23 protein-coding genes are annotated in these 20,535 nt (G+C 46.9%); 7 read left to right on the top strand and 16 right to left on the bottom strand.

Features of this window, described 5'->3' with window-relative positions; translation table 11 throughout:
• Positions 1-134: 134 nt before the first annotated feature.
• On the bottom strand, positions 135-1,286 hold the full coding sequence (lpxB, locus tag C7N83_RS01720) for a lipid-A-disaccharide synthase (protein ID WP_106740169.1): 1,152 nt from the start codon (positions 1,284-1,286) through the stop codon (positions 135-137).
• A gap of 154 nt (positions 1,287-1,440) precedes the next feature.
• Between lpxB and C7N83_RS01715 the strand changes: the two genes are divergently transcribed.
• The 4 genes from C7N83_RS01715 to C7N83_RS01705 all read left to right on the top strand — a co-directional run bounded on the left by C7N83_RS01715 (position 1,441) and on the right by C7N83_RS01705 (position 3,125).
• Positions 1,441-1,614 (top strand): helix-turn-helix domain-containing protein, encoded by a 174-nt coding sequence (locus tag C7N83_RS01715; protein WP_106740168.1) that lies wholly within the window; start codon positions 1,441-1,443, stop codon positions 1,612-1,614.
• Positions 1,615-1,814: 200 nt separating this feature from the next.
• Entirely contained in the window at positions 1,815-2,099 is a 285-nt protein-coding gene (locus C7N83_RS01710; RefSeq protein ID WP_146135072.1) for a S24 family peptidase, read from the top strand.
• Positions 2,100-2,326: 227 nt separating this feature from the next.
• Positions 2,327-2,476 (top strand): hypothetical protein, encoded by a 150-nt coding sequence (locus tag C7N83_RS14450; RefSeq protein WP_170064761.1) that lies wholly within the window; start codon positions 2,327-2,329, stop codon positions 2,474-2,476.
• A gap of 400 nt (positions 2,477-2,876) precedes the next feature.
• Complete coding sequence (locus C7N83_RS01705) at positions 2,877-3,125, top strand: hypothetical protein (RefSeq protein WP_106740164.1); 249 nt, start codon at positions 2,877-2,879, stop codon at positions 3,123-3,125.
• A gap of 565 nt (positions 3,126-3,690) precedes the next feature.
• Here C7N83_RS01705 and lpxA read toward each other — a convergent pair.
• From lpxA to frr, 11 genes are all read right to left on the bottom strand, one after another.
• Positions 3,691-4,467 carry an acyl-ACP--UDP-N-acetylglucosamine O-acyltransferase gene (gene lpxA / locus C7N83_RS01695; protein WP_106740161.1) on the bottom strand — a complete coding sequence of 259 codons (777 nt, stop codon included), beginning with the start codon at positions 4,465-4,467 and terminating at the stop codon, positions 3,691-3,693.
• A gap of 88 nt (positions 4,468-4,555) precedes the next feature.
• Positions 4,556-5,005, bottom strand: coding sequence for a 3-hydroxyacyl-ACP dehydratase FabZ (gene fabZ / locus C7N83_RS01690; RefSeq protein ID WP_106740159.1), 450 nt, complete (start codon positions 5,003-5,005; stop codon positions 4,556-4,558).
• A gap of 10 nt (positions 5,006-5,015) precedes the next feature.
• Complete coding sequence (lpxD, locus tag C7N83_RS01685; RefSeq protein ID WP_106740158.1) at positions 5,016-6,074, bottom strand: UDP-3-O-(3-hydroxymyristoyl)glucosamine N-acyltransferase; 1,059 nt, start codon at positions 6,072-6,074, stop codon at positions 5,016-5,018.
• Positions 6,075-6,255: 181 nt separating this feature from the next.
• A complete protein-coding gene (locus C7N83_RS01680) occupies positions 6,256-6,768 on the bottom strand; it encodes an OmpH/Skp family outer membrane protein (protein ID WP_106740156.1) in 513 nt (170 codons plus the stop codon).
• A gap of 82 nt (positions 6,769-6,850) precedes the next feature.
• Positions 6,851-9,250 (bottom strand): outer membrane protein assembly factor BamA, encoded by a 2,400-nt coding sequence (gene bamA, locus C7N83_RS01675; protein WP_106740154.1) that lies wholly within the window; start codon positions 9,248-9,250, stop codon positions 6,851-6,853.
• A gap of 4 nt (positions 9,251-9,254) precedes the next feature.
• Positions 9,255-10,595, bottom strand: coding sequence for an RIP metalloprotease RseP (gene rseP, locus C7N83_RS01670; protein WP_106740152.1), 1,341 nt, complete (start codon positions 10,593-10,595; stop codon positions 9,255-9,257).
• 71 nt (positions 10,596-10,666) lie between these two features.
• Positions 10,667-11,851: a 1-deoxy-D-xylulose-5-phosphate reductoisomerase gene (gene ispC / locus C7N83_RS01665; protein ID WP_106740151.1), complete on the bottom strand. Its 1,185-nt coding sequence runs from the start codon at positions 11,849-11,851 to the stop codon at positions 10,667-10,669.
• A gap of 171 nt (positions 11,852-12,022) precedes the next feature.
• Positions 12,023-12,508: a hypothetical protein gene (locus tag C7N83_RS01660; RefSeq protein ID WP_106740149.1), complete on the bottom strand. Its 486-nt coding sequence runs from the start codon at positions 12,506-12,508 to the stop codon at positions 12,023-12,025.
• A 125-nt stretch (positions 12,509-12,633) separates the two neighbouring features.
• The gene (locus tag C7N83_RS01655; protein WP_106740174.1) at positions 12,634-13,431 is read right to left on the bottom strand and encodes a phosphatidate cytidylyltransferase; all 798 of its coding nucleotides are present in this window, start codon (positions 13,429-13,431) and stop codon (positions 12,634-12,636) included.
• A gap of 4 nt (positions 13,432-13,435) precedes the next feature.
• Positions 13,436-14,182: an undecaprenyl pyrophosphate synthase gene (locus tag C7N83_RS01650; RefSeq protein WP_106740147.1), complete on the bottom strand. Its 747-nt coding sequence runs from the start codon at positions 14,180-14,182 to the stop codon at positions 13,436-13,438.
• Between the two features lie 73 nt (positions 14,183-14,255).
• A complete protein-coding gene (frr, locus tag C7N83_RS01645) occupies positions 14,256-14,813 on the bottom strand; it encodes a ribosome recycling factor (protein WP_106740146.1) in 558 nt (185 codons plus the stop codon).
• A gap of 493 nt (positions 14,814-15,306) precedes the next feature.
• Here frr and C7N83_RS01640 point away from each other — a divergent pair, with 493 nt between their 5' ends.
• Entirely contained in the window at positions 15,307-15,549 is a 243-nt protein-coding gene (locus tag C7N83_RS01640) for a transposase (protein WP_170064760.1), read from the top strand.
• A gap of 93 nt (positions 15,550-15,642) precedes the next feature.
• On the opposite strand, the gene C7N83_RS01635 is transcribed toward C7N83_RS01640, so the two are convergent.
• Both C7N83_RS01635 and C7N83_RS16500 read right to left on the bottom strand, forming a co-directional pair.
• A complete protein-coding gene (locus C7N83_RS01635) occupies positions 15,643-15,903 on the bottom strand; it encodes a Txe/YoeB family addiction module toxin (protein WP_106740142.1) in 261 nt (86 codons plus the stop codon).
• A 2-nt stretch (positions 15,904-15,905) separates the two neighbouring features.
• The gene (locus tag C7N83_RS16500) at positions 15,906-16,214 is read right to left on the bottom strand and encodes a type II toxin-antitoxin system Phd/YefM family antitoxin (protein ID WP_106740141.1); all 309 of its coding nucleotides are present in this window, start codon (positions 16,212-16,214) and stop codon (positions 15,906-15,908) included.
• A 263-nt stretch (positions 16,215-16,477) separates the two neighbouring features.
• On the opposite strand from C7N83_RS16500, the gene C7N83_RS16495 reads away from it, so the two are divergent.
• A complete protein-coding gene (locus C7N83_RS16495; protein WP_281256719.1) occupies positions 16,478-16,606 on the top strand; it encodes a hypothetical protein in 129 nt (42 codons plus the stop codon).
• 187 nt (positions 16,607-16,793) lie between these two features.
• Positions 16,794-17,168: a glycine-rich domain-containing protein gene (locus tag C7N83_RS01625; protein ID WP_106740139.1), complete on the top strand. Its 375-nt coding sequence runs from the start codon at positions 16,794-16,796 to the stop codon at positions 17,166-17,168.
• Between the two features lie 1,370 nt (positions 17,169-18,538).
• On the opposite strand, the gene pyrH is transcribed toward C7N83_RS01625, so the two are convergent.
• Entirely contained in the window at positions 18,539-19,258 is a 720-nt protein-coding gene (gene pyrH, locus C7N83_RS01615) for a UMP kinase (RefSeq protein WP_106740136.1), read from the bottom strand.
• A 316-nt stretch (positions 19,259-19,574) separates the two neighbouring features.
• The gene (tsf, locus tag C7N83_RS01610) at positions 19,575-20,429 is read right to left on the bottom strand and encodes a translation elongation factor Ts (RefSeq protein WP_106740134.1); all 855 of its coding nucleotides are present in this window, start codon (positions 20,427-20,429) and stop codon (positions 19,575-19,577) included.
• Positions 20,430-20,535: the final 106 nt, after the last annotated feature.

Below are 20,535 nucleotides of genomic sequence, written 5' to 3'. Positions count from 1 at the left end.
GTAAAGCCGGGCACGTTATCCGCATTTTGATAGAGATGCGGCATAACAAATGTACGTTCCGGAATAAGGAGCACAGGAAGCGTTGTGCCGCTTTGTCAATCTTTATCATCCGGTTACGCCGCATAAGCGCTTGATCAGACGGCCTTTACTTCCGCCAACACCGCTTCTGCCGCCAACGCCGCCGTATCTTTTTTCAGCCACTCATGCAGGGCATAAAAATCCTGTTTCAATTGCGCCACCGCTGCCGGATGGTCGTACCATGCCGCAACCGCTACAGCGAGTTTTCCCGGTGTGGCATCATGTTGCAGCAATTCCGGCACGGCTGCCTTATTCAATAAAATATTCGGTAATCCGACATGGGACACTTTGACTTTACGCTTCACATAGGCATAGGTCAGCGGCGAAATTTTATAGCTGACGACCATCGGCCGCTTGCACAAGGCGACTTCCAACGTAGCTGTGCCGCTCGTCACCAATACCACGTCAGCGGCGGCGCACGCCACATCGGATTGCCTGTCCACCACAGTCAGCGGCAATCGGGCAAACTCGGCTTGCGCCAAGATTCCGGTCAAGCGTTGACGCGTAGCGGCGGTGGCGGCAGGCAATACAAACTGCGCCTGCGGGTATTTCTCCAGCAGCAATAAGGCCGTCTGAAAAAATATCGGTGCCATATAATCAATTTCACTCACGCGGCTGCCCGGCATCAATGCAAACAATGGGATATCGGACGGTAAGCCCAATTGTACACGCGCCGCCTGTTGGTCGGCTTCCAGCGGCATGGTTTGTGCCATCGGATGTCCGACAAACTCTGCCCGCCCGCCCGCATCAAGATAAAGCTGCGGCTCCATCGGAAACAGACATAACACTTTATTCACCTGATGCACAATCTTATTCACTCGCCCGTGCCGCCACGCCCATACCGACGGGCTGACATAATGCACGGTCGGAATACCGGCTGCTTTGAGCTTCTCTGCCACGCCCAGATTAAAGTCCGGTGCATCAATACCGACAAACACATCGGGCTGGATGCGGATTAAATCGTTCACAATCCTTTTGCGGATTTTCAGAATTTCCGGTAACCGCTTCACCACTTCGACAAAACCGCGCACCGCCAGCTTTTCTTGGTCATACAGGCTCTCAAAGCCTTCCGCCTTCATGCGTTCGCCACCGATACCGATAAACTTTGCCTCAGGACAACGCTGTTTCAACGCGCAGACTAAATGTGCCCCGAGCAGATCGCCCGACGCTTCGCCGACACAGATGGCGATGGTCAGATTTTTTTTCATGTGCGAATAACGTAGAGTTAAGTTGCGGATATTTTAACAGATTGATAAGCAAAGGCCGTCTGAAAGTTTCAGACGGCCTTTTTAAATTAAATTTGATATTTAAACTGAAATATTCTAATTTAAACTAAATTTTCAATTCAACAGTACAGAAATCATGGAAACCATATATACCCGAATCCGCCAAATAAGACGGCAAAAAGGTTGGACATTACAGCAACTCGGTGATGCGGTCGGCGTAACCGCACAAGCTGTCAAACATTGGGAAGACGAGAACGGCAAGGTGCTCCTCCCCGTGCTAAAAAATTGGAAAAAATTGCCAAAGTATTAGGTATTAGCACTGTTTGGCTGCAATTCGGCAATGATACTCTTTTACCCAAATATTTACCTGTAGCCGTACAAGAGCATAATCCGGGTTCTGACACCCATCATGAAATAGGCTATATGGCTACAAATTGTCAGCAGGTAGTGGAAATTTCGTCTGGATAAACAACCATAAAGAAGATCCGCTGCTGTTCCACCAACGCTGGCTTGAGGGCCAAACGGCTGAGTCCTGAAAATCTGCGCGGCATGTATGTTTGCGACGACAGTATGAAGCCCGATCTCAAAGACCGGGATACTGTATTAATCGATATTTCCGACGGAGAGATTTACGCATTCGTTTTCAAAGAAAAGTTTTACATCAAATGTGTCCGCCAAACCGAAGACGGCCTGTTGCTCATCAGTAGCAATCCCGCTTATGAACCGATGACCGTCAGCTTTGACAATGCCGACAAATTCCAACTGCTCGGCAGAATGATCTGGCGCTGCGGATAAATCCAACACTATTTTAAAATAATTTTCCGCAGAGCATGGTTCTACGTTTTTTATTTTTTAAAATCAAATTCATATTCCAAATTTTAAAATAAAATTTAAACTAAATCTTATTATTTATTAAAGAAAATTTTAAAACTCATTGCGTCAATCAGATGCCGGTGCCGCAAAACTTGAATAACTGTTGGTTTGTCAGCTGTATTTAAACAAAAACTTATAGGAGAAATAAAATGAATTTTAAAAACAAATTCAAACTTACCGCAGCAGCAATCTGCGTCCTCAGCGCAATCCCGATTGCCGTCTGTGCATCTTTCAAAAACCAAGGTGATGTCAATCTTCAGGCCGATAATCCGAAGATGAATACCACTGTTACAAAGTAATCGTGCCAAATCTATAAATAAGCGGCATTTATTGACGAAATTTAGGGAAAAGGCATTATTGCTGCCAACCGTCTCGAAAATATCAATAATGATGTGATTAAAGTCGTGGAAAGCGTGGTAAACCTGTTCGAAACGTATGCTTGCAGTAGATGTGACTTACAACTTTCTATATAATGTATCAGGTTCTTTGAAGGAGATAATGTTCGCAATGGCTGCTGATATGTCTGCCAATCTTCAATTATGACAAAAATCTCATAATCCACTTGCAACATTTAAAGCTGGCTCATGTTATACGCGGCAACCGGCAATGCCGCAGCTGCGTCAATACAGCAGCATTGTATAACCGCTTGCGCTTGGAAATGCTTTCTTGTGTATCTGAGACTATACGGAGTAAGGCATTATGTGGGACATCATTTTGGATTTTATCCGCAATATTTTCCGCAAATACAAAAAACCCGTTATTGTTTTGGTTATCAATGAAGTCATCTATTATATTTTCGGTGCCACCAATGAATGTGGTTTCCGATGCCCGATGCCACCGATGACTGCTCTAGAAAACCTGCTGTTTGTTGCCTCATCTGTCATTATGTATATCTGTCTTTTGTGGATGATGATTATCTACATGTCCGACAAATACAATAAGATGTAGATATAGGTTGTCAAAAAACAAACCAAGGTAAAAGGCCGTCTGAAACATAAACTGCGCCCCAAAAGTCAGGCCCCCCAACTAAGAAGGTGCGGTTTTCTTATGTCCGAATATACACCGGACTTCAAATACCGGGACCTACCCCATTATCACCAAGTGCACAGCCGGCAGCGCGCTTCAAAGCCTCATGCACACATCTGCGCCGCCGCACTGCAAAATCGGTGTCACCAATGCCAATGAATGTGGTTTCCTTTGCAGTCACGGGTATTCAACCTCTAAAAACCTTACAGAATAAGGCTTTCAGCAATTTTCATCACCTTTTTTGTTACTTACCCCTGAAAACGGAAAGCTTCGATGAAGAAGGTGCGCTGCCGGCGGCGGGGCCGGCAACAATCATAAATGATTACATACTGCAATCATGAATGCTTGAGTCTGGACTTAAAAAAGCTGAGCCCCGTTGCCTGCAGAACCCGGCTTGAAAAGGCTGTTTGAGAAACATTCTTAACTTGCCCAAGGGTTGGGGGGACAGTTCAGGTTTTCAGACGGCCTTTATCATGTCACTTAATCATCAACGGATAATCCCGCGTGTCGATTCGGCAAAGAAATCTTTAAACACAGCCAATTCTGATTGGGTTTGGGCACGTTTCAGAATATCGGTTTTGGCTTCTTCAAACGGAATGCCGCGGTGATAGATGGTTTTGTACACGTCTTTCACGTTGGCGATTTGTTCGGCAGTGAAGCCGTTGCGGCGCATACCTTCGCTGTTGAGGCCGGCCGGTTCGGCACGATAGCCTGCGGCCATGAAATACGGTGGCACGTCTTTGTGTACACCGGCGGCAAACGCGGTCATGGCGTAGTCGCCGATCCGGCAGAACTGAAACACCAACGTGTAGCCGCCGAGAATGACATAATCGCCGATGGTGACATGTCCGGCCAAGGATGCGTTGTTGGCAAAGATAGTGTCGTTGCCGATGACACAATCGTGTGCAAGATGGCAGTAGGCCATGATCCAATTGTTGTCGCCGATACGGGTTTCTCCGATACCGGTGGCGGTGCCGAGATTAAAGGTAGTGAATTCGCGGATGGTATTGCCATTACCGATAATCAGGCGGGTCGGCTCGCCGCGGTATTTTTTATCCTGCGGAATTTCGCCTAAGCTGGCAAACTGGAAAATGCGGTTGTTTTCTCCAATGGAGGTATGGCCGTTAATCACGACGTGCGAACCGATTTCGGTGTTCGCGCCGATTTGCACGTTCGGGCCGATAACGGTATAAGGCCCTACTTTCACGCTGGAATCGAGTCTAGCTTTCCGATCAATGATGGCGGTAGGATGGATAAGAGACATGTTGTGCTCCTTATTTCAATAAGGCCGTCTGAAATATGTTCAGACGGCCTGTTGTCTGCTGCATGGACGGATAACGCTTCAGACAATATTACACTATGCGTTTGGCACACATGATTTCGGCTTCGACCGCCACTTGGCCATCGACTTTGGCCACAGCATTAAATTTGCCGATGCCGCGTTTGCTGGTGATCAGTCCGACTTCAAAAACCAGTTGGTCACCGGGAATCACTTGGCGTTTGAAACGGGCATTATCGATGCCGGCGAAGAAGAAAAATTCGTTGTCTTTGCGGCCGCCTTCGCTCAAGATGGCCAACGTACCGCAAGCCTGCGCCATGGCTTCGATAATCAGCACGCCCGGCATAACCGGCAAATCGGGGAAATGGCCTTGAAACTGAGGCTCGTTCATGGTGACGTTTTTAATCGCGGTCAGGCATTTCATCGGCTCGTAGGCTGTGATGCGGTCAAGCTGTAAAAACGGGTAGCGGTGCGGAATTAGTTTTTGAATATCTTTTGCTTCAATCGGTAACGTTAAGTCCATAATTTTCCTTTTATTTTTTAGAATCGATGTGGATTGAATGGTTGGTGCTGAGTGTTTTTTCCAGCTGTTTGAGACGCTTGTGCATTTCGTTCAGATGTCGGATGTGTACGCCGTTGCGCGCCCATTCTCTATAGGGCATGTCGGGGAAGATGCCGGCAATGTGCTGCCCTTGTTCGGTAATGCTGTGGGTCAGACTAGTGCCACCGCCAATGTTGGTTTTATCGGCGATTTCAATGTGGCCGACGGTACCGACACCGCCGCCGATGATGCAGTAATTGCCGATGGTCACGCTGCCGGAAATACCGGTTTTGGCGGCAATGACGGTATGCGAACCGATTTTGCAATTGTGGCCGATTTGGATTTGGTTGTCGATTTTGGTGCCGTTACCGACAGTAGTGTCATTCATGGCTCCGCGGTCGATATTGCTGTTGGAACCGATTTCGACATCATCGCCCAAGGTTACACCGCCGGTTTGCGGAATTTTGAACCACGAATCACCGGCAAAGGCCAAACCGAAACCGTCGGCACCAATGACTGCGCCGGCGTGGATTTCAACGCGTTTGCCCAAGGTGCAGCCGTAGTAAATCACGGCATTGGGGTGAATCACGGTTTCATCGCCCAAGGTACAGTCGTGTTCAATCACGGCATTGGCCAGAATGCGGCAGTTTTCGCCCAAAACGGTATTCGCGCCGATATAAACGTTGGCACCGATTTCACAGCTTGCAGGCACAGTGGCACCGGGTTCAATCACGGCAGTCGGATGCACGCTGCCTGCGGCCTTCACGATGGGCGAAAACAGGCGTGCGACTTTGGCGAAATACAGGTAAGGGTCGGTGGCGACAATCAGATTGCGGCCGGAAAACTCACCGGCAGACTTGGCCGGCACGATAATCGCACCGGCTTGACTGTCGTACACATCGGCTTTGTATTTGGGATTGGCCAAAAAGCTGATGTGTTCGACCTGCGCGTCGGCCAAGGGGCGTACGGCTTGGACGGCAATATCGTTGCCGCGCCATTCGCCGCCGAGTTCAGCCACGATTTGGGAAAGGGTATAGTTTTGTGAAACCATAGGGGACTTTCAGGCTGTCTGAATGCTTGAAATCACAAGTTTAAACGGCAAATGGTTGAACGGTTCGCAGCTTGTGTAAACAGGAACAGGCGTCTGATTCAGGAACGGAACCCGCTGTTTAAAGCATTTTTAACCATTGATTTTCCAGACGGCCTTGTTTGATTGGAGGCCGTCTGAAGTATTATCGTGCATTCAGTGCTTTAATCACGCTGTCGGTAATGTCGTATTTGCTGTTGACGTAGATGACGTCCTGCAAAATCACGTCGTAGCCTTCCTGCTTGGCTAATTCAAGAATTACGCGGTTGGCGTTTTGCTGCAAAGCGGCGAATTCTTCATTGCGGCGCAGGTTGTAGTCTTCCGCCAATTTGGCTTGCTCACGGCGGAAACGCTGTACCATTTCGCCCCATTGTTTGGCTACATTTTCACGCGCTTGGCCTTGCAGACGGTTGTCGGCCAGTTTTTTCTCCAAATCCGCGCCTTCTTGTTGCAGCTTTTGCAAGGCTTTTTGGCGGCTGCCGAATTCTTTTTCCAGTTTGGCCTGAATGCCTTGCGCCTGCTTGGATTCGAGATACACGCGTTCGGTATTGATGAAACCGAGTTTCTGCACGGCTTCGGCTGCCGCAGCCTGTGTCATCAGGCCGAAGCCCAACACCGCCGCGCTGCCCAAACGGAGGATTGTTGATACTTTTTTCATCATCAAGTCCTTTACATTCTTGTGGCGGAAAGTCCGGGCCGTTTGAAACATCCGACAGGGGTTTTCAGACGGCCTGCCCGAATCAGAATGTGGTACCCAATTGGAATTGGAAGCGTTGGACTTCGTCGCCTTCTTTTTTCTTAATCGGATAAGCATAACTGAATTTCATCGGTCCCAAAGGCGAGAGCCAAGTTACCGCCGCACCGGCAGAATAGCGCAACTCTTCTTTAAAAGTCGATTTGTGGTTGGTGCCCAAACCGTAAACGTTTTGCTTTTGTGTTGAACCGGAACGAATGTCGTTTTCGGAATCGGTATAGGTTTTGCCGTCCCACACACTGCCCGCATCGGCAAACAGGCTCAACCGCACGGTGCGTGCATCTTTAATGCCCGGCATTGGGAACAGCAACTCAGCCGACACGTTGGCTTTTTTATTACCGCCATAGCTGATTTTATCGCCGTGTTCGTCATACACTTTCGGGCCGAGCGTACCACTTTCGAAACCGCGCACCGAACCTAAACCGCCACCGTAAAAGTTTTCAAAGAACGGCATTTCTTTGGTTTTGCCGTAACCGTTACCGTAGCCGACTTCACCACCCAACATCAGGGTCAAATCTTTGCTCAACGGGAAGAACCAAGTCTGGTTGTGGGTCAGTGTGTAATATTTCAAATCACTGCCCGGCAAGGCCACTTCGCCGTTTACACCTGTCAAATAGCCGCGGGTAGGCCATAAAGCATTATCGGTTTTATTACGTCCCCAGCCGATAGTACCTTTATACACCCGGCCTTTAAATTTACCGATGCCGCTATCATTGTTACCATACTTCTGAATAAATTCTTTATAACGTTTAGGCGCCCCGTTGAATGTATTAACCGTGAGATGTTCTGCCGCCAAGCCGAAATTCACGCGGTCATATTCGGTAATCGGCACGCCCATGCGCAAACCGCCGCCTATAGTGGTGGTTTTATACTGTTTCGCGCTGGAAGATGCCTTGCGCGGATCGTATTTGCGGCCGTAGATGTCGTAGCCCAAGCTCACGCCGTCGGGTGTGAAGTAGGGGTCGGTAAACGACAGCGAGCCGTTGGCGGTGGTTTTACTGCGCGATACGCGTGCGGAAGCGGATTTGCCGGTACCGAACAGGTTGTCTTGAGCCACACCGGCGGATATGACGATACCGGTATCTTGCACCCACCCTGCGCTCAAATCCAGCGAGCCGGTAGAGCGTTCGGTCAGGCTCATGTTTAAATCGACTTGGTCAGGCGTGCCGGCAACCGGTTTGGCATCGAATTGGACATTGTCAAAGTAACCCAACAATTCCACACGTTCTTTAGAACGTTGCAGCTTGGACGTGTCGTATGGTGCAGCTTCTATTTGGCGCAATTCGCGACGGATCACTTCGTCACGGGTTTTATTGTTGCCGGTGATGTTGATTTCGTTTACATAAACTTTACGGCCCGGTTCAATGTACAACACGAAATCGACAATTTTGGTTTCCGGATTCGGTTGCGGCCGAACGTTGACTTCGCTGAATGCATAGCCCGCCGTACCCATGCGGTTTTGAATGGCTTCCAGCGCAGTCACCATTTGCTGGCGCTCATACCACCGGCCTTCTTTCATTTTTAGCAGTTTGTACAAATCGGCTTTGGGTACTTCGCGGGTATCGCCTTCAATGTGTACCTTGCCCCAACGGAACCGGTCGCCTTCTTCCACCACCACTTTAATGGTTTGCTGGGTTTTGTCTTCGTTGGTTTGAATGTCGGTATCGACAATGCGGAAGCTGAAATAGCCGTTATTTTGATAGAAATCATTCACGCGCTGCATGTCTTGCGCGAATTTTTGTTCGTTAAACTGGTTGCTTTTGGTCAACCATGTCCATATGCCGCCTTTGCTCAAAGACATTTGCTTCATCAGCTTGCGGTCGGAATATTTCTCATTGCCTTCAAACTCGATGTTGGTGATTTTGGTCGATTTGCCTTCTTCCACCGTGATGTCGATGGAAACACGGTTACGAGCGAGTTTGGTCACGGTCGGTTTGATTTGTGCCGACTGTTTACCGCGGCTCACATATTCCTGTTTCAAAGCGGCAACGGCCTGATTCAGTGTCGCTTGGTTGAAATATTGCGACTGCGCCAAACCGAATGATTCCAAGTTTTTCTTGATGGCATCGTTTTGGAGCATTTTAGCGCCGGTGATATTCAAACTGGCGATGGTCGGACGCTCTACCACGGTCAGCAGCACTTGGTTGCCCATGGTTTCAACGCGTACGTCGTCAAAGAAACCGGTCGCATACAGGTCACGGATGATTTCTTCACTGCGCTCGTCGCTGAAGTTGTCGCCCACTTTGACCGGCAGGTAGTTGAACACTGTGCTCGGCTCGGTGCGTTGCAAACCTTCGACACGAATATCCTGAATGGTGAAATCGGCCAATGCCAAAGGCGTCAAACCCAAAATCATCAAAGCAGAAGCAATCTGTTTTAATTTCATACAATTATCCAAACAAACGATTAATATCATTAAAGAACGCCACCGCCATCAACATCAGCATTGCAGCCAGACCAAATCGTAAACCGATGGCCTGAATGCGCTCGCTCAACGGTTTTCCGCGTATCCATTCGGCGATATAATACACCAAGTGACCGCCGTCTAAAACAGGCACCGGCAGCAAGTTGAGAATACCCAAACTGATGCTGACCAAGGCCAAAAATTCCAAATAACTCTGCACACCCAAGGCCGCCGAACGGCCGGCGAAATCGGCAATCGTCAATGGACCGGAAACATGATTGGCCGAAGCGTTGCCAATCAGCAGTTTACCGAAAAATTTCAACGTAGTGGCCGAATAGCCGATCATTTTATCCCAGCCTATTTTGAAGGCCTCACCTACAGACGGCATATATTGGAAGCGAACCTGCTTATCCCACGCTTCATCACGCAGTGCCGCCACACCAACACGGCCGGCCAAGGTACCGTCTTCCAATTCCAGCGTATTCGGGCGTAAGGCCGTCTGAAAAGTTTGGCCGTCACGCTCATACACCACATCCAGCTTCTTGCCCGGACTGTCGCGGAACAATTCCGCCCAAGCCGCCCATTCGCGAATTTCACGACCGTCGGCACTGATCAGCTTGTCGCCCGCTTTCAAACCGGCTTGTTCTGCCGGACTACCTTCTTGCACGAAACCAACATAGTTGGTAATTTTAAAAGGCCACAGACCGATGTTGCCGCTATTTTTCGCAATTTTACCCGCTTCGGGGGTACCGGCAGCATCTATCACGCGTGTTGCCGCTTGTCCTGAGGCCGTCTGAACGGTAACAACGACCTTGCCGGCTTCCACATTCAAGATGATTTCGGTTTGTACATCGCCCCATTCGCCGACTGCGGTGCCGTTAACCGATTGGATTTTATCGCCGGGCCGGAAACCTGCTTTAGCGGCGATACTGGACGGCTCGACCATGCCGACATACGGACGGATTTCAGTCACACCGAAAGAAAAGCTCAGGCCATACAGCAATACCGCCAAGGCCAGATTGGTCAGCGGGCCGGCGGCAACAATCGCGATTTTCTTGGCCGGGTGCTGTTTGTCGAAAGCATAGGGTAAATCTTCTTCCGGCACATTGCCTTCGCGCGTATCGGCCATTTTGACATAGCCGCCCAAAGGAATCGGCGCCAGACACCATTCGGTGTCGCCACGTTTTTTGGTGAAAAACGGCTTACCGAAGCCTACCGAAAAGCGCAGCACTTTCACGCCGCACCAACGCGCCACAATATAATGGCCGAATTCGTGCAAGCTGACCAGAATCAGAATCGCGACGATAAATGCTAATAAGGTTTGCAAAAAAGTCCCCTGATGTTTTGATTGGATGTTGTGCGTTCAGAAGGCCTTGGTTTGGTGAGGCCGTCTGAAACTTATTTCAGGCTGCTGATAAATGCTTTCGCCCGAATACGTGTACAGGCATCTTGCGCCAACAGGCTTTCAATATCGTGAAGACTGTCTGAAACATGATGTTCCAAACTGTCGGCCACTACTTTGGCAATATCGGTAAAACGGATTTTACCGTCTAAAAATGCAGCTACGGCGATTTCGTTGGCGGCATTCAACACGCAAGGTGCGGCGCCACCGGTGTGCATGGCTTCGTAGGCCAGTTTCAAACACGGAAAGCGGTTGAAATCAGGCTCTTTAAAGGTCAAGGCCGATAAGCTGCCGAAATCCAACGGGCCCACACCCGATTCAATGCGCTCGGGCAAGCCTAAGCAATAGGCAATCGGTGTGCGCATATCGGGATGACCCATTTGTGCCAGCACCGAGCCGTCGAGATAACGCACCATGCTGTGAATCACGGATTGAGGGTGAATCATAACTTCAAGTTTATCCGGCGGGCAGTTAAACAGCCAATGCGCTTCAATCAGCTCCAAGCCTTTGTTCATCATCGAGGCGGAATCGACCGAAATTTTCTGCCCCATGCTCCAATTCGGATGCTTGACCGCTTGCGCCGGCGTGATGTGGGCAAACGCAGCCAAATCGGTTTCGAGAAACGGGCCGCCGGAAGCGGTGAGGATAATTGATTGAATGCCATGCTCGTTCAGACAGCTTTGATAATCGCGCGGCAACACTTGGAAAATCGCATTGTGTTCGCTGTCAACCGGTAATACAGTCGCGCCGTTGACCTTGGCAGTTTCCATAAACAGCGCGCCGGATACGACCAAGGTTTCTTTATTCGCCAGATAAATGGTTTTGCCTTTTTGCGCGGCCGCCAAAGCAGAAGGCAGCCCTGCTGCACCGACAATCGCGCACATCACACCGCTGACTTGATCGTCATTCGCCACATCAATCAAGGCTTGTGCGCCGTGCAATACTTGGGTTTTACAGCCCTTGGTTTGCAACAGATTTTGCAAACTCGCGGCATGCTCACCATCGGACACCACCGCATATTCGGGCGCAAACTGCACACATTGCGCCGCCAATTTCCCAACCTGTTTGTGCCCTGCCAGCGCAAATAAGCGGAATTTACCAGGGTGGCGCGCAATCACGTCTAAAGTACTGACGCCGATACTGCCGGTGCTGCCTAAAATGGTGAGAACTTGTGTGGTCATATTTCAATTTCTGTTTAGGCCGTCTGAACGATCCGGACGGCAGTCGGATTTTTCGCAATCGTTTGATGCGGCAATCCCATCAATCTGTTCTTCGGGCGGCCTATCGTTTTTCGACATACTACGGCAGCAGGGAAATAACGGCTGATTTTTCATGCCATTGTATTTTCTCTGTTATTCGGTTGGAAACGGCAGCTCCAAACGGATTAAATCTTCCGCAGCTTTCTGCTGCCCCGCAGAGCTTAAGCCTTTTTTGTTGCCATAAATTTTCACAAAGCCGTATCCTTTCACCGCACCGGGCAGGTAAACGAGGGTGGTAGGTTCGTGGCGGACTTGGCAGACATAATAAACGGTTTGCCGCAGGGATTTTTTTGTAACAGTGCAGTCGTTTTTGCGGTGCCGCTGTTCCAATTGCATCCGTTGGTTAACGTATTCCTGCGCAGTCACATAAGGCGGCAGGGCTTCGCCTGTCAGAATCAGGCTGCGTTCAGGGTGGTTGCGGGCGGTGTAGAGATGGTTGCGGAAGCCGCCGTCTTGATTTTGGAAGGCTGTAAATTTATAGCTTTCCTGCTGGAAGATAAGATCACGGGTATTAGTGTTGGCAGCGGCACACGCACCCAGAGTGATACAAAGAGCCAAGGCTGTATAAACGCATTTCATGATATTTTCTCCAAAAGACAGTTGCTTGATACGGCATATTGCGGCGGCGGGATTAGGTACGCTTTTGTATTGGCGTTTAAAAGCAGTTGAAGCCGTCCTTATCTGCTTCTTCTTTCAGACGGCCTTCAGTTCAAAATTGCCATCATGGCGGCATACACGCTCAATACAGCAATCAGGCTGTCGATACGGTCGAACACGCCGCCGTGACCGGGCAGAATATTGCTGCTGTCTTTGATACCGGCAGCACGTTTGAGCCAGCTTTCGAGCAAATCGCCGCACACGCCGACCACCGTCAGCACCAAGCCTATTAACAGCACATTCAGCCAGCCAGTATCAAACGCCAGCCAATCCGCATACCATACCCAAGTCATGTACAACGCCACGCATACTGCGCCGCTGATGGCACCTTCCCAGCTTTTCCCCGGACTGATGGTCGGGGCAATTTTGTTTTTACCGAATGCTTTGCCGGTGAAGTAGGCAAAAATATCGGCTACCCACACCAAACCCATCACCGCCAACAACGACACAGCGCTTTCAGGGCTTGGGCGTAAATCAACTAAGGCATACCAAAACGGCAGCATCAGCATCCAGCCGGTGGCATAGGCTTGCCAGCCGCCCTTAAGCGTCCATTTTTTCTTGAGCCAAAGCGGCATAATCAACAGCCAAAACACCAACACGACATACCACACCACGTTGGGCAGCTTCCAATCACCCAAATAGGCAACGATGCCGAAAATCAGGCTGGCCACAATAAAATGGTTGATTTGGATTTTGCTCAACCCGCTCATGCAGGCATATTCCCGCAAGGCCGACAGGGCAATCAGGCCGCTGAATGCCACCCACAGTCCATCGGGTGCGTAAAACAGCATGCCCAACATTAAGGACAGCAATACTAATGCGGTGAGGATTCGTTGTTTCAACATCGCTTCAACCTCTTTGCTGCCCAACCGGTAATTGCTCGGAAGTTCGCCCGAAACGACGTTCGCGGTTTTGGAAAGATGAAATGGCCGCGCTTAGGGCTTTTTCGTCGAAATCAGGCCACAATACATCAGTGAAATACAGTTCGGCATAGGCCATCTGCCACAATAAGAAATTGCTGATGCGGGTTTCACCACCGGTGCGGATAAACAAGTCCGGCTCGGGCGCATCACCCAGCATCAAATGGCGGCTGATAAGTGCTTCGGTGATTTCGGTATGCCCTTCGGCCAGCACTTTATTGGCCGCCTGCAAAATATCCCAACGGCCGCCGTAATCGGCGGCAATGCTCAACGTCAGGCCGGTATTTTGGGCGGTAAGCGCTTCAGCGGTTTCAATACCTGCCACAATATCGGCATGAAACCGCCCGCGGCTGCCGATGACTTTCAAGCGCATATTGTTTTCATGCAGACGCTTCACTTGTTTTTGCAAAGCCCGCAAAAACAGGCTCATCAGAAAGGAAACCTCATCTTCGGGACGGCGCCAGTTTTCCGTTGAGAAGGCAAACATGGTCAGGTATTGCACGCCTATTTTGGCACAATGCTTCACCATAGTTTCAAGCGCATTAAGGCCGCGTTGGTGACCCATCGCTCGGGGCAGGAAACGCTTTTTCGCCCAGCGGCCGTTGCCGTCCATAATCACGGCGATGTGGCGCGGCACGTCGGTATGCGCCAAAATTGTTTGTGTACTGCTGTTCATGTTTGCCTCATTGGAAGAAAGCTGCAAAGACAGGGCAAATCGCCCCGCCTGTTTCAAATCCGGATGTCAGGATTTAGATCGCCATCAAATCTTCTTCTTTGGCAGCCAAAGTTTTATCCACTTCGGCAATGTATTTATCGGTCAGTTTTTGCACCGCTTCTTCTCCACGGTGTGCATCATCTTCCGACACTTCTTTGTCTTTCAACAATTTTTTGATGTGATCGTTGGCATCACGGCGCACATTGCGGATGTGTACGCGGCCTTCTTCGGCTTCGCTGCGCACCACTTTAATCAGGTCTTTACGGCGCTCTTCAGTCAGCATTGGCATCGGCACACGGATCAAATCGCCGACAGACGCCGGGTTCAAACCCAAATTGGAATCGCGGATCGCTTTTTCCACTTTGGCTGCCATATTGCTTTCAAACGGTTTCACACCAATGGTGCGCGAGTCAATCAAAGTGACGTTGGCCACTTGGCTCACCGGCACCATACTGCCCCAATATTCCATTTCCACTTGATCCAGCAGGCCGGTGTGGGCACGGCCGGTACGGACTTTAGACAGATTTTCCTTCAGCACTTCCAACGAACGCTGCATTTTGGTTTCAGCAGTTTTTTGAATATCACTAATCATTTGGTTCTTTCAACTATTAAAATCAATAAGATATAATAACAGGCTACCTGAAAATGCTGGCTTCAGGCGGACTAAGGTATTTGTTAACTTCGCATAGTACCGTTATTACGGCGTTCCGACAAGTTAAACAAGGCAGACAACTTTGTTTTTTAATGAAGTTTTATAGTCAAAGAAAATTAAATTCAGCACAATACCACATATGTCATACTCAAAAGACTACCGGCAAATGATACTGAACAAACTTGCAGCAGGTGCTTCCTATCGGGCACTGGCCGGTGGAGACAGCATCAGCAAAGCCACCATACAAAACCGGAAAAAACGGCTGGAGAAAAAGTTGTTACCACACGCAAGTCAAAAATAGACATGGCCTTATGCCTGTGCACCTAAAGGCCGGTCATGTTATGGCACATACAACTGGCAGCTTAAAAACAAAACCGATGCTGCAGGCGCAATTCACAACGGCAAACTGCTCAACCGGGTTGGGTCTTTGCTATTGCCGGAATTACCTCAAAACAGCGCGGCCGTGACGGATAATGCCGCGTTTCATGAAAGAGCTGATATTCAAGATTTAATTGAAGGTACAGGTCATACGATTTTTTGGTTACCGCCTTATCGTCCTGACTTTAACCCTGTTGAAAAATATTGGGCTCGGATTAAGAAAATACGTCAGGATTGGCGGCTTGACTGCATCGATACCCTTTTCTTTTACTTTATGTGGATTTGTACTGTTTTTTAATTTCTTTGACTATATTAAAAAATAGAAAAGAAATAAGAAAAAGCCGTCTGAATGGCAGGTTGGCATTCAGACGGCCTCTTGGGGAGGGGAGATTTATTTTTCATAGTGGTAACGGCAGCTGTAAACCGTCATCATATCGTTTTCAACTGAATAGACCAGCCGGTACTCCCTGTCAATCCGCTGCGACCATAACCCTGATTTCTGATGCCGGAGCGGTTCGGGTTTGCCGATGCCGCTCGGATGATTTTCTTTAATATCTTGAACCAACAACTTAATCCGCGCTACTTTTTTCTCATCATGCTGTTGCCAATAACGAAAGTCGGCCGCCGTATTTTCAGTAAAACGGTGGTTCATGCTTATAACTCGATATCGATAAAACGGCCGTTTTCAGCTTGAGCAACCGACTCTTCCAACCATGCAGCATTGGCTTTGCTTGTCAGCAGATACAGGGTTTCTATCAGCGAAGAATATTTGTCTTCCGCCATCAGCACGCAATTATTACCGTTGCGGCGGGTAATGTGGGCAACGATTTTGTCTTCGTTCACTTCAGTCATTACCTGCGCCAAATTGTTGCGGATACTGGTGTAGTTGACTACCTTATCTATGATTATACTATTGATCTTATGTGTATTTTTTCTTTTTGCACAGGTATTAGGTACAGCCATAAATAGGGTAATCTGCCAAATAAGCCGACTTAATTGGGAAAACTATTATAGCAACCATAATAATTATTTAACTCAGACAAAACCTTATCGAATAATCCTTAATGAAGCAAAATATAAATCATATAGTTATGGAAAACTCAAATTAAAAATAGTGACTTAAATTAAATTAAATTTTTAAATTAGCATTTCAAATTATAAATGATAATCATTATTGTTTTATTTGGGTGTAATTTGTGCATTTATTTTACAAAAAAGAGCTTATTATGGAAAAACCGATCCGGCAATTGAAACAACAAGTTGTAGTAACTGCTAAACCTTTACAACAACGCATTGATGCCAAGCATCAAAATGATGTAAAAGCCTCTCACTGTCAAGGTGACGGTAACTGGTAATTTCTTCTGAAGTGAAGTAGGGTTTGAAGGAATTTGTTCTGCCAGCCCTACTTTTTCTAAAAATAGGAGATTTAATTATGAATTCAAAACTTTTCAATTTGGAAAATGTAGTAGATACATTGCCACACAGAATGGAAATAAGAAATTCATATGAACCAACTGTTGAAGAAGCAGTTCTATATATAAAATGGATTTCACGAATTTAATTGAAAAGCTGTGTCAACCAGATCCTTTAGTAGTCAGAGCTTGGAGAATAGAAGAGTTAAATACAGCCATTCAATATTATAAAAATTTCTTATTTCTTAAGAAAAAGTATATTACTGTTATGCCGATTATTGTACCGAGTCTTGAGGTTGATAAGATATGGCACCATCACATTCTCGATACAAGGCAATACCATAGTGGCTGTATGAATATTTTTGGATATTATTTTCACCATTACCCCTATTTTGGCATGAGAAGCGAGTCTGATCGTAACAACTTAATTGATTGTTTTGAACTATCTCAACAACTCTATGAATTAGAATTTGGACAAAGAATGAAAGCAATATGGGACTACTAAATTCAAGTTGTGCACGAGCATCACAAAAAAACCACTACCTAAACTTTGTAAACTCACGAGTAATACCTTTCAGTGTTACTCGCATCATGCCTTTTCTAAGCAGCTCTATTGCTGTAATATTTCTAGCAAGATTTAATCATGAAAGTCTCTCTTTATTCGGCTATCTAATGGCTATATTTTCAATATCGACCGCATTTTTTACAATGCCATTATTGGTGACTGGAAATATAATTAACAATTATATAAAATTTCATGGAAGCCCTCCTTCTTTTATTAGTGGATTAATACTTGCTGCCTGTTTTGGTCTAGCAGCAATCTTAATAAATTTGTTTTTTATTTTTTTGTCATTGACCTCGGAAAATTCTCATGGGTAGAAAAATCCCTTCTTAACCCATTAGTCTTTATTTACCTGCCGTCAATTTTATTTCTTGCTATTAATAATTATGGATATATATATTTAGAAAGTATCGGGTTACATAAAAAAATTTCGTGGTGCAAAACAATTTCATCAGCTACTGGTATTTGCTTTCTGCTATGCATGGCTCTACTTATAGAACAGAGTTCACCTATTAGTTATATCAAATATATTTTTATCTTTTTTTACTGACAGAAATCACTCTTACATTTCTTTTAATTTTAAGTTGGGTAAAGAATTCAGAGAAACAAAATAAGCAGGTTCTCTCTCATCTTATTTTTTCTTAAAAAAATTTTTGTCTTAGGACTACCAATATCAGTGGGTATGCTATGCCAAAAAATCATTTTCTACTTTGTAACTGAACAAATGCTTACATTTAGTACAGAATATGTTGCTTTATTATCTGTTTTCAGCAGTATTACTTTACTGTTACAGATACCATTGATTGCGTTCTCTCAAGCCAATAGTTTATATATTAGTGGGAATAAAAATTTTTCTCGTCTGCAATTTTATCAAAACATAGCATATATGTTGGGTATTTTCATGTTTACCATGGGGATTAGTTATTTGGCATATCCATATTTGTTACAATTGCTTAATGTAAAAAATCTTTCTATGCCTTCCGAAGAATTGTTTTTCACATTATGCCTATTCACTTTTGCCCAAGGTTATCGAGTCTAGCTATGGGCTCTCTACGCAGATTTGGCAAAACGTTAGCTCCACAATTAATTTTAAATTCAATTATGCTTTTGGTATTTATGCCTTTTCTTTTGTATTGCTATCCATATCAAAACCAAGGATTCAATTCTATACTTGAGATGCAAACATATTTTATTATTTTAAGTTCAGTTTTTTTATTTCTGATTTTATTTAGAAAAATTCCCGGTTAGTTGGCAAATAACAAAGGCCGTCTGAACTATTCAGACGGCCTTATCATTTCAATACTTAAATCAGTTTAGCAGTGAACCAATGTACCTTCATCTTCCCCTGCAATCACGCGCTTGAGGGCTCCTTCTTTGCTGATGCCGAACACGACGATATTCAGCTTGCGTTCGCGGCACAAGGCGAATGCGGTCGCGTCCATTACTTTCAGGTTTTTGTTGAGCGCTTCGTCAAAGGTGATGGTTTCGTAGCGGGTGGCCTCTGGGTCTTTTTTCGGATCGGCGGTGTACACACCATCTACGTTGGTGGCTTTCAGCATCACGTCGCAGTTCATTTCCGCACCACGCAAAGCAGCAGCGGTATCGGTGGTGAAGAACGGGTTACCGGTCCCAGCGGCGAAAATCAATACTTTGCCTTCTTCTAAATATTGAATGGCTTTGGGGCGGGCATAAGTTTCGGCAATTTGTTGCATGCTCAAAGCCGATTGCACGCGGGCTTTCAAGCCCAATGATTCGAATGCGTCTTTCAAGGCTAAGGCGTTCATGACGGTGGCCATCATGCCCATATAATCGGCAGTGGCACGATCCATGCTGCCGGCTTGTGCGGATACGCCGCGGAAAATATTGCCGCCGCCGACCACAACGCCGACCTGCACGCCCAAATCAACGATTTCTTTGACTTGGCCGACAATTTGCATGATGGTATCGCGGTTGATGCCGAATGCATCTTTGCCCATCAGGGCTTCGCCTGAGAGTTTCAATAAGACGCGTTTGTATTTGACTTGCTGGGTCATGGAAATGCCTTTTCTTCACGGGTTTACAGAGGCCGTCTGAAACATCGGATTAGGGTTTCAGACGGCATTCGATATGGAAATATGGGTGTATCAGGTATGCGGAATGAGTAGTTTAACAATGGTAAACGCTTTGAATTTTCTGAAATTTTAGTATTTTTTTGATAAATCAAAGCATGTGTTTAACGTAGATTCAACCCATTCGGTTTTCAGACGGCCTACACGCACACAAATCAACAGGCCGTCTGAATAAATTTCTCAAAAAAAAGCACCCTGATTCAATATGAATGAATCCAGGTGCTTTCTTATTCATGGCTGATTACACTTTAGCAGCAGCGGCTACTTCGGCAGCGTAGTCAACTTCTTTCTTCTCAATACCATCACCGACTTTGTAACGTACAAAGCTGATGATTTCAGTGTCGTTTTCTTTGGCAAATTGAGCCACGGTTTGATCCTGATTCATCACGAACGGTTGACCGTTTAAAGTGATTTCTGCCAAGAATTTACGGATACGGCCTTCCACCATTTTTTCAGCGATATCGGCAGGTTTGCCGGACTCAATGGCTTGCTGGGTGTAGATACGGCGTTCTTTTTCAACGGTTTCGGCATCCACTTCGGCTTCTGAAACGCAGACTGGTTTGGCAGCAACGATGTGCATACCGATTTTACGGGCAACATCTTCAGAACCTTTGAACTCAACCAATACACCTTCAGTCGCCAAAGCGCCGTGGATGTAGGCAGTCAGTTGGTTTTGAGTGTCGATCAATTCGAAACGGCGGACAGACATGTTTTCGCCCAATTTGGCGATGATTTCTTTGCGCTCGGCTTCAACAGCTTCACTCAACGCTTCTACTGAAGCAGGTTTTTGCGCAACAGCGGTTTGGGCCACAGAGTTAGCAAAGGCCACAAAGCCGGCATCTTTTGCGACGAAGTCGGTTTCGCAGTTTACTTCAACCAAAGCACCCACGTTGCCTTCAATGGCATAAGCCAATACACCTTCAGCAGCAGTACGGCCAGCCAATTTACCGGCTTTCGCACCTGATTTGATGCGCAGGATTTCTTCGGCTTTTTCCATGTTGCCTTCGGCTTCAACCAACGCTTTTTTGCATTCCATCATACCCAGACCGGTAGCGGCGCGCAGGTCGGCAACCATTTTTGCAGTAATATCTGCCATGTTAAACTCCTTGAATTTTTAGAAAAATAAAGCCAATATGCTTTATTCGGAATCGGTAAGTACGGCATTGAGCCGCGCTTAATTATTTGAAAAAAGGGGCTAAAAG

The sequence above is a fragment of the Neisseria iguanae genome, from assembly GCF_003013245.1.
GTDB lineage: Bacteria > Pseudomonadota > Gammaproteobacteria > Burkholderiales > Neisseriaceae > Neisseria > Neisseria iguanae.
The sequence above is the reverse complement of the archived record's forward strand: the minus strand, read 5'-3'. Positions and strand labels throughout refer to the sequence as shown.

What these genes read in the sequence shown, in the direction of transcription:
- lpxB (WP_106740169.1), bottom strand. Translation starts at nt 1,286, where the DNA reads ATGAAAAAAAATCTGACCATCGCCATCTGTGTCGGCGAAGCGTCGGGC.
- C7N83_RS01715 (WP_106740168.1), top strand. Translation starts at nt 1,441, where the DNA reads ATGGAAACCATATATACCCGAATCCGCCAAATAAGACGGCAAAAAGGT.
- C7N83_RS14450 (WP_170064761.1), top strand. Translation starts at nt 2,327, where the DNA reads ATGAATTTTAAAAACAAATTCAAACTTACCGCAGCAGCAATCTGCGTC.
- C7N83_RS01705 (WP_106740164.1), top strand. Translation starts at nt 2,877, where the DNA reads ATGTGGGACATCATTTTGGATTTTATCCGCAATATTTTCCGCAAATAC.
- lpxA (WP_106740161.1), bottom strand. Translation starts at nt 4,467, where the DNA reads ATGTCTCTTATCCATCCTACCGCCATCATTGATCGGAAAGCTAGACTC.
- fabZ (WP_106740159.1), bottom strand. Translation starts at nt 5,005, where the DNA reads ATGGACTTAACGTTACCGATTGAAGCAAAAGATATTCAAAAACTAATT.
- lpxD (WP_106740158.1), bottom strand. Translation starts at nt 6,074, where the DNA reads ATGGTTTCACAAAACTATACCCTTTCCCAAATCGTGGCTGAACTCGGC.
- C7N83_RS01680 (WP_106740156.1), bottom strand. Translation starts at nt 6,768, where the DNA reads ATGAAAAAAGTATCAACAATCCTCCGTTTGGGCAGCGCGGCGGTGTTG.
- bamA (WP_106740154.1), bottom strand. Translation starts at nt 9,250, where the DNA reads ATGAAATTAAAACAGATTGCTTCTGCTTTGATGATTTTGGGTTTGACG.
- ispC (WP_106740151.1), bottom strand. Translation starts at nt 11,851, where the DNA reads ATGACCACACAAGTTCTCACCATTTTAGGCAGCACCGGCAGTATCGGC.
- C7N83_RS01660 (WP_106740149.1), bottom strand. Translation starts at nt 12,508, where the DNA reads ATGAAATGCGTTTATACAGCCTTGGCTCTTTGTATCACTCTGGGTGCG.
- C7N83_RS01655 (WP_106740174.1), bottom strand. Translation starts at nt 13,431, where the DNA reads ATGTTGAAACAACGAATCCTCACCGCATTAGTATTGCTGTCCTTAATG.
- C7N83_RS01650 (WP_106740147.1), bottom strand. Translation starts at nt 14,182, where the DNA reads ATGAACAGCAGTACACAAACAATTTTGGCGCATACCGACGTGCCGCGC.
- frr (WP_106740146.1), bottom strand. Translation starts at nt 14,813, where the DNA reads ATGATTAGTGATATTCAAAAAACTGCTGAAACCAAAATGCAGCGTTCG.
- C7N83_RS01635 (WP_106740142.1), bottom strand. Translation starts at nt 15,903, where the DNA reads ATGAACCACCGTTTTACTGAAAATACGGCGGCCGACTTTCGTTATTGG.
- C7N83_RS16500 (WP_106740141.1), bottom strand. Translation starts at nt 16,214, where the DNA reads ATGGCTGTACCTAATACCTGTGCAAAAAGAAAAAATACACATAAGATC.
- C7N83_RS16495 (WP_281256719.1), top strand. Translation starts at nt 16,478, where the DNA reads ATGGAAAAACCGATCCGGCAATTGAAACAACAAGTTGTAGTAACTGCT.
- C7N83_RS01625 (WP_106740139.1), top strand. Translation starts at nt 16,794, where the DNA reads ATGGATTTCACGAATTTAATTGAAAAGCTGTGTCAACCAGATCCTTTA.
- pyrH (WP_106740136.1), bottom strand. Translation starts at nt 19,258, where the DNA reads ATGACCCAGCAAGTCAAATACAAACGCGTCTTATTGAAACTCTCAGGC.
- tsf (WP_106740134.1), bottom strand. Translation starts at nt 20,429, where the DNA reads ATGGCAGATATTACTGCAAAAATGGTTGCCGACCTGCGCGCCGCTACC.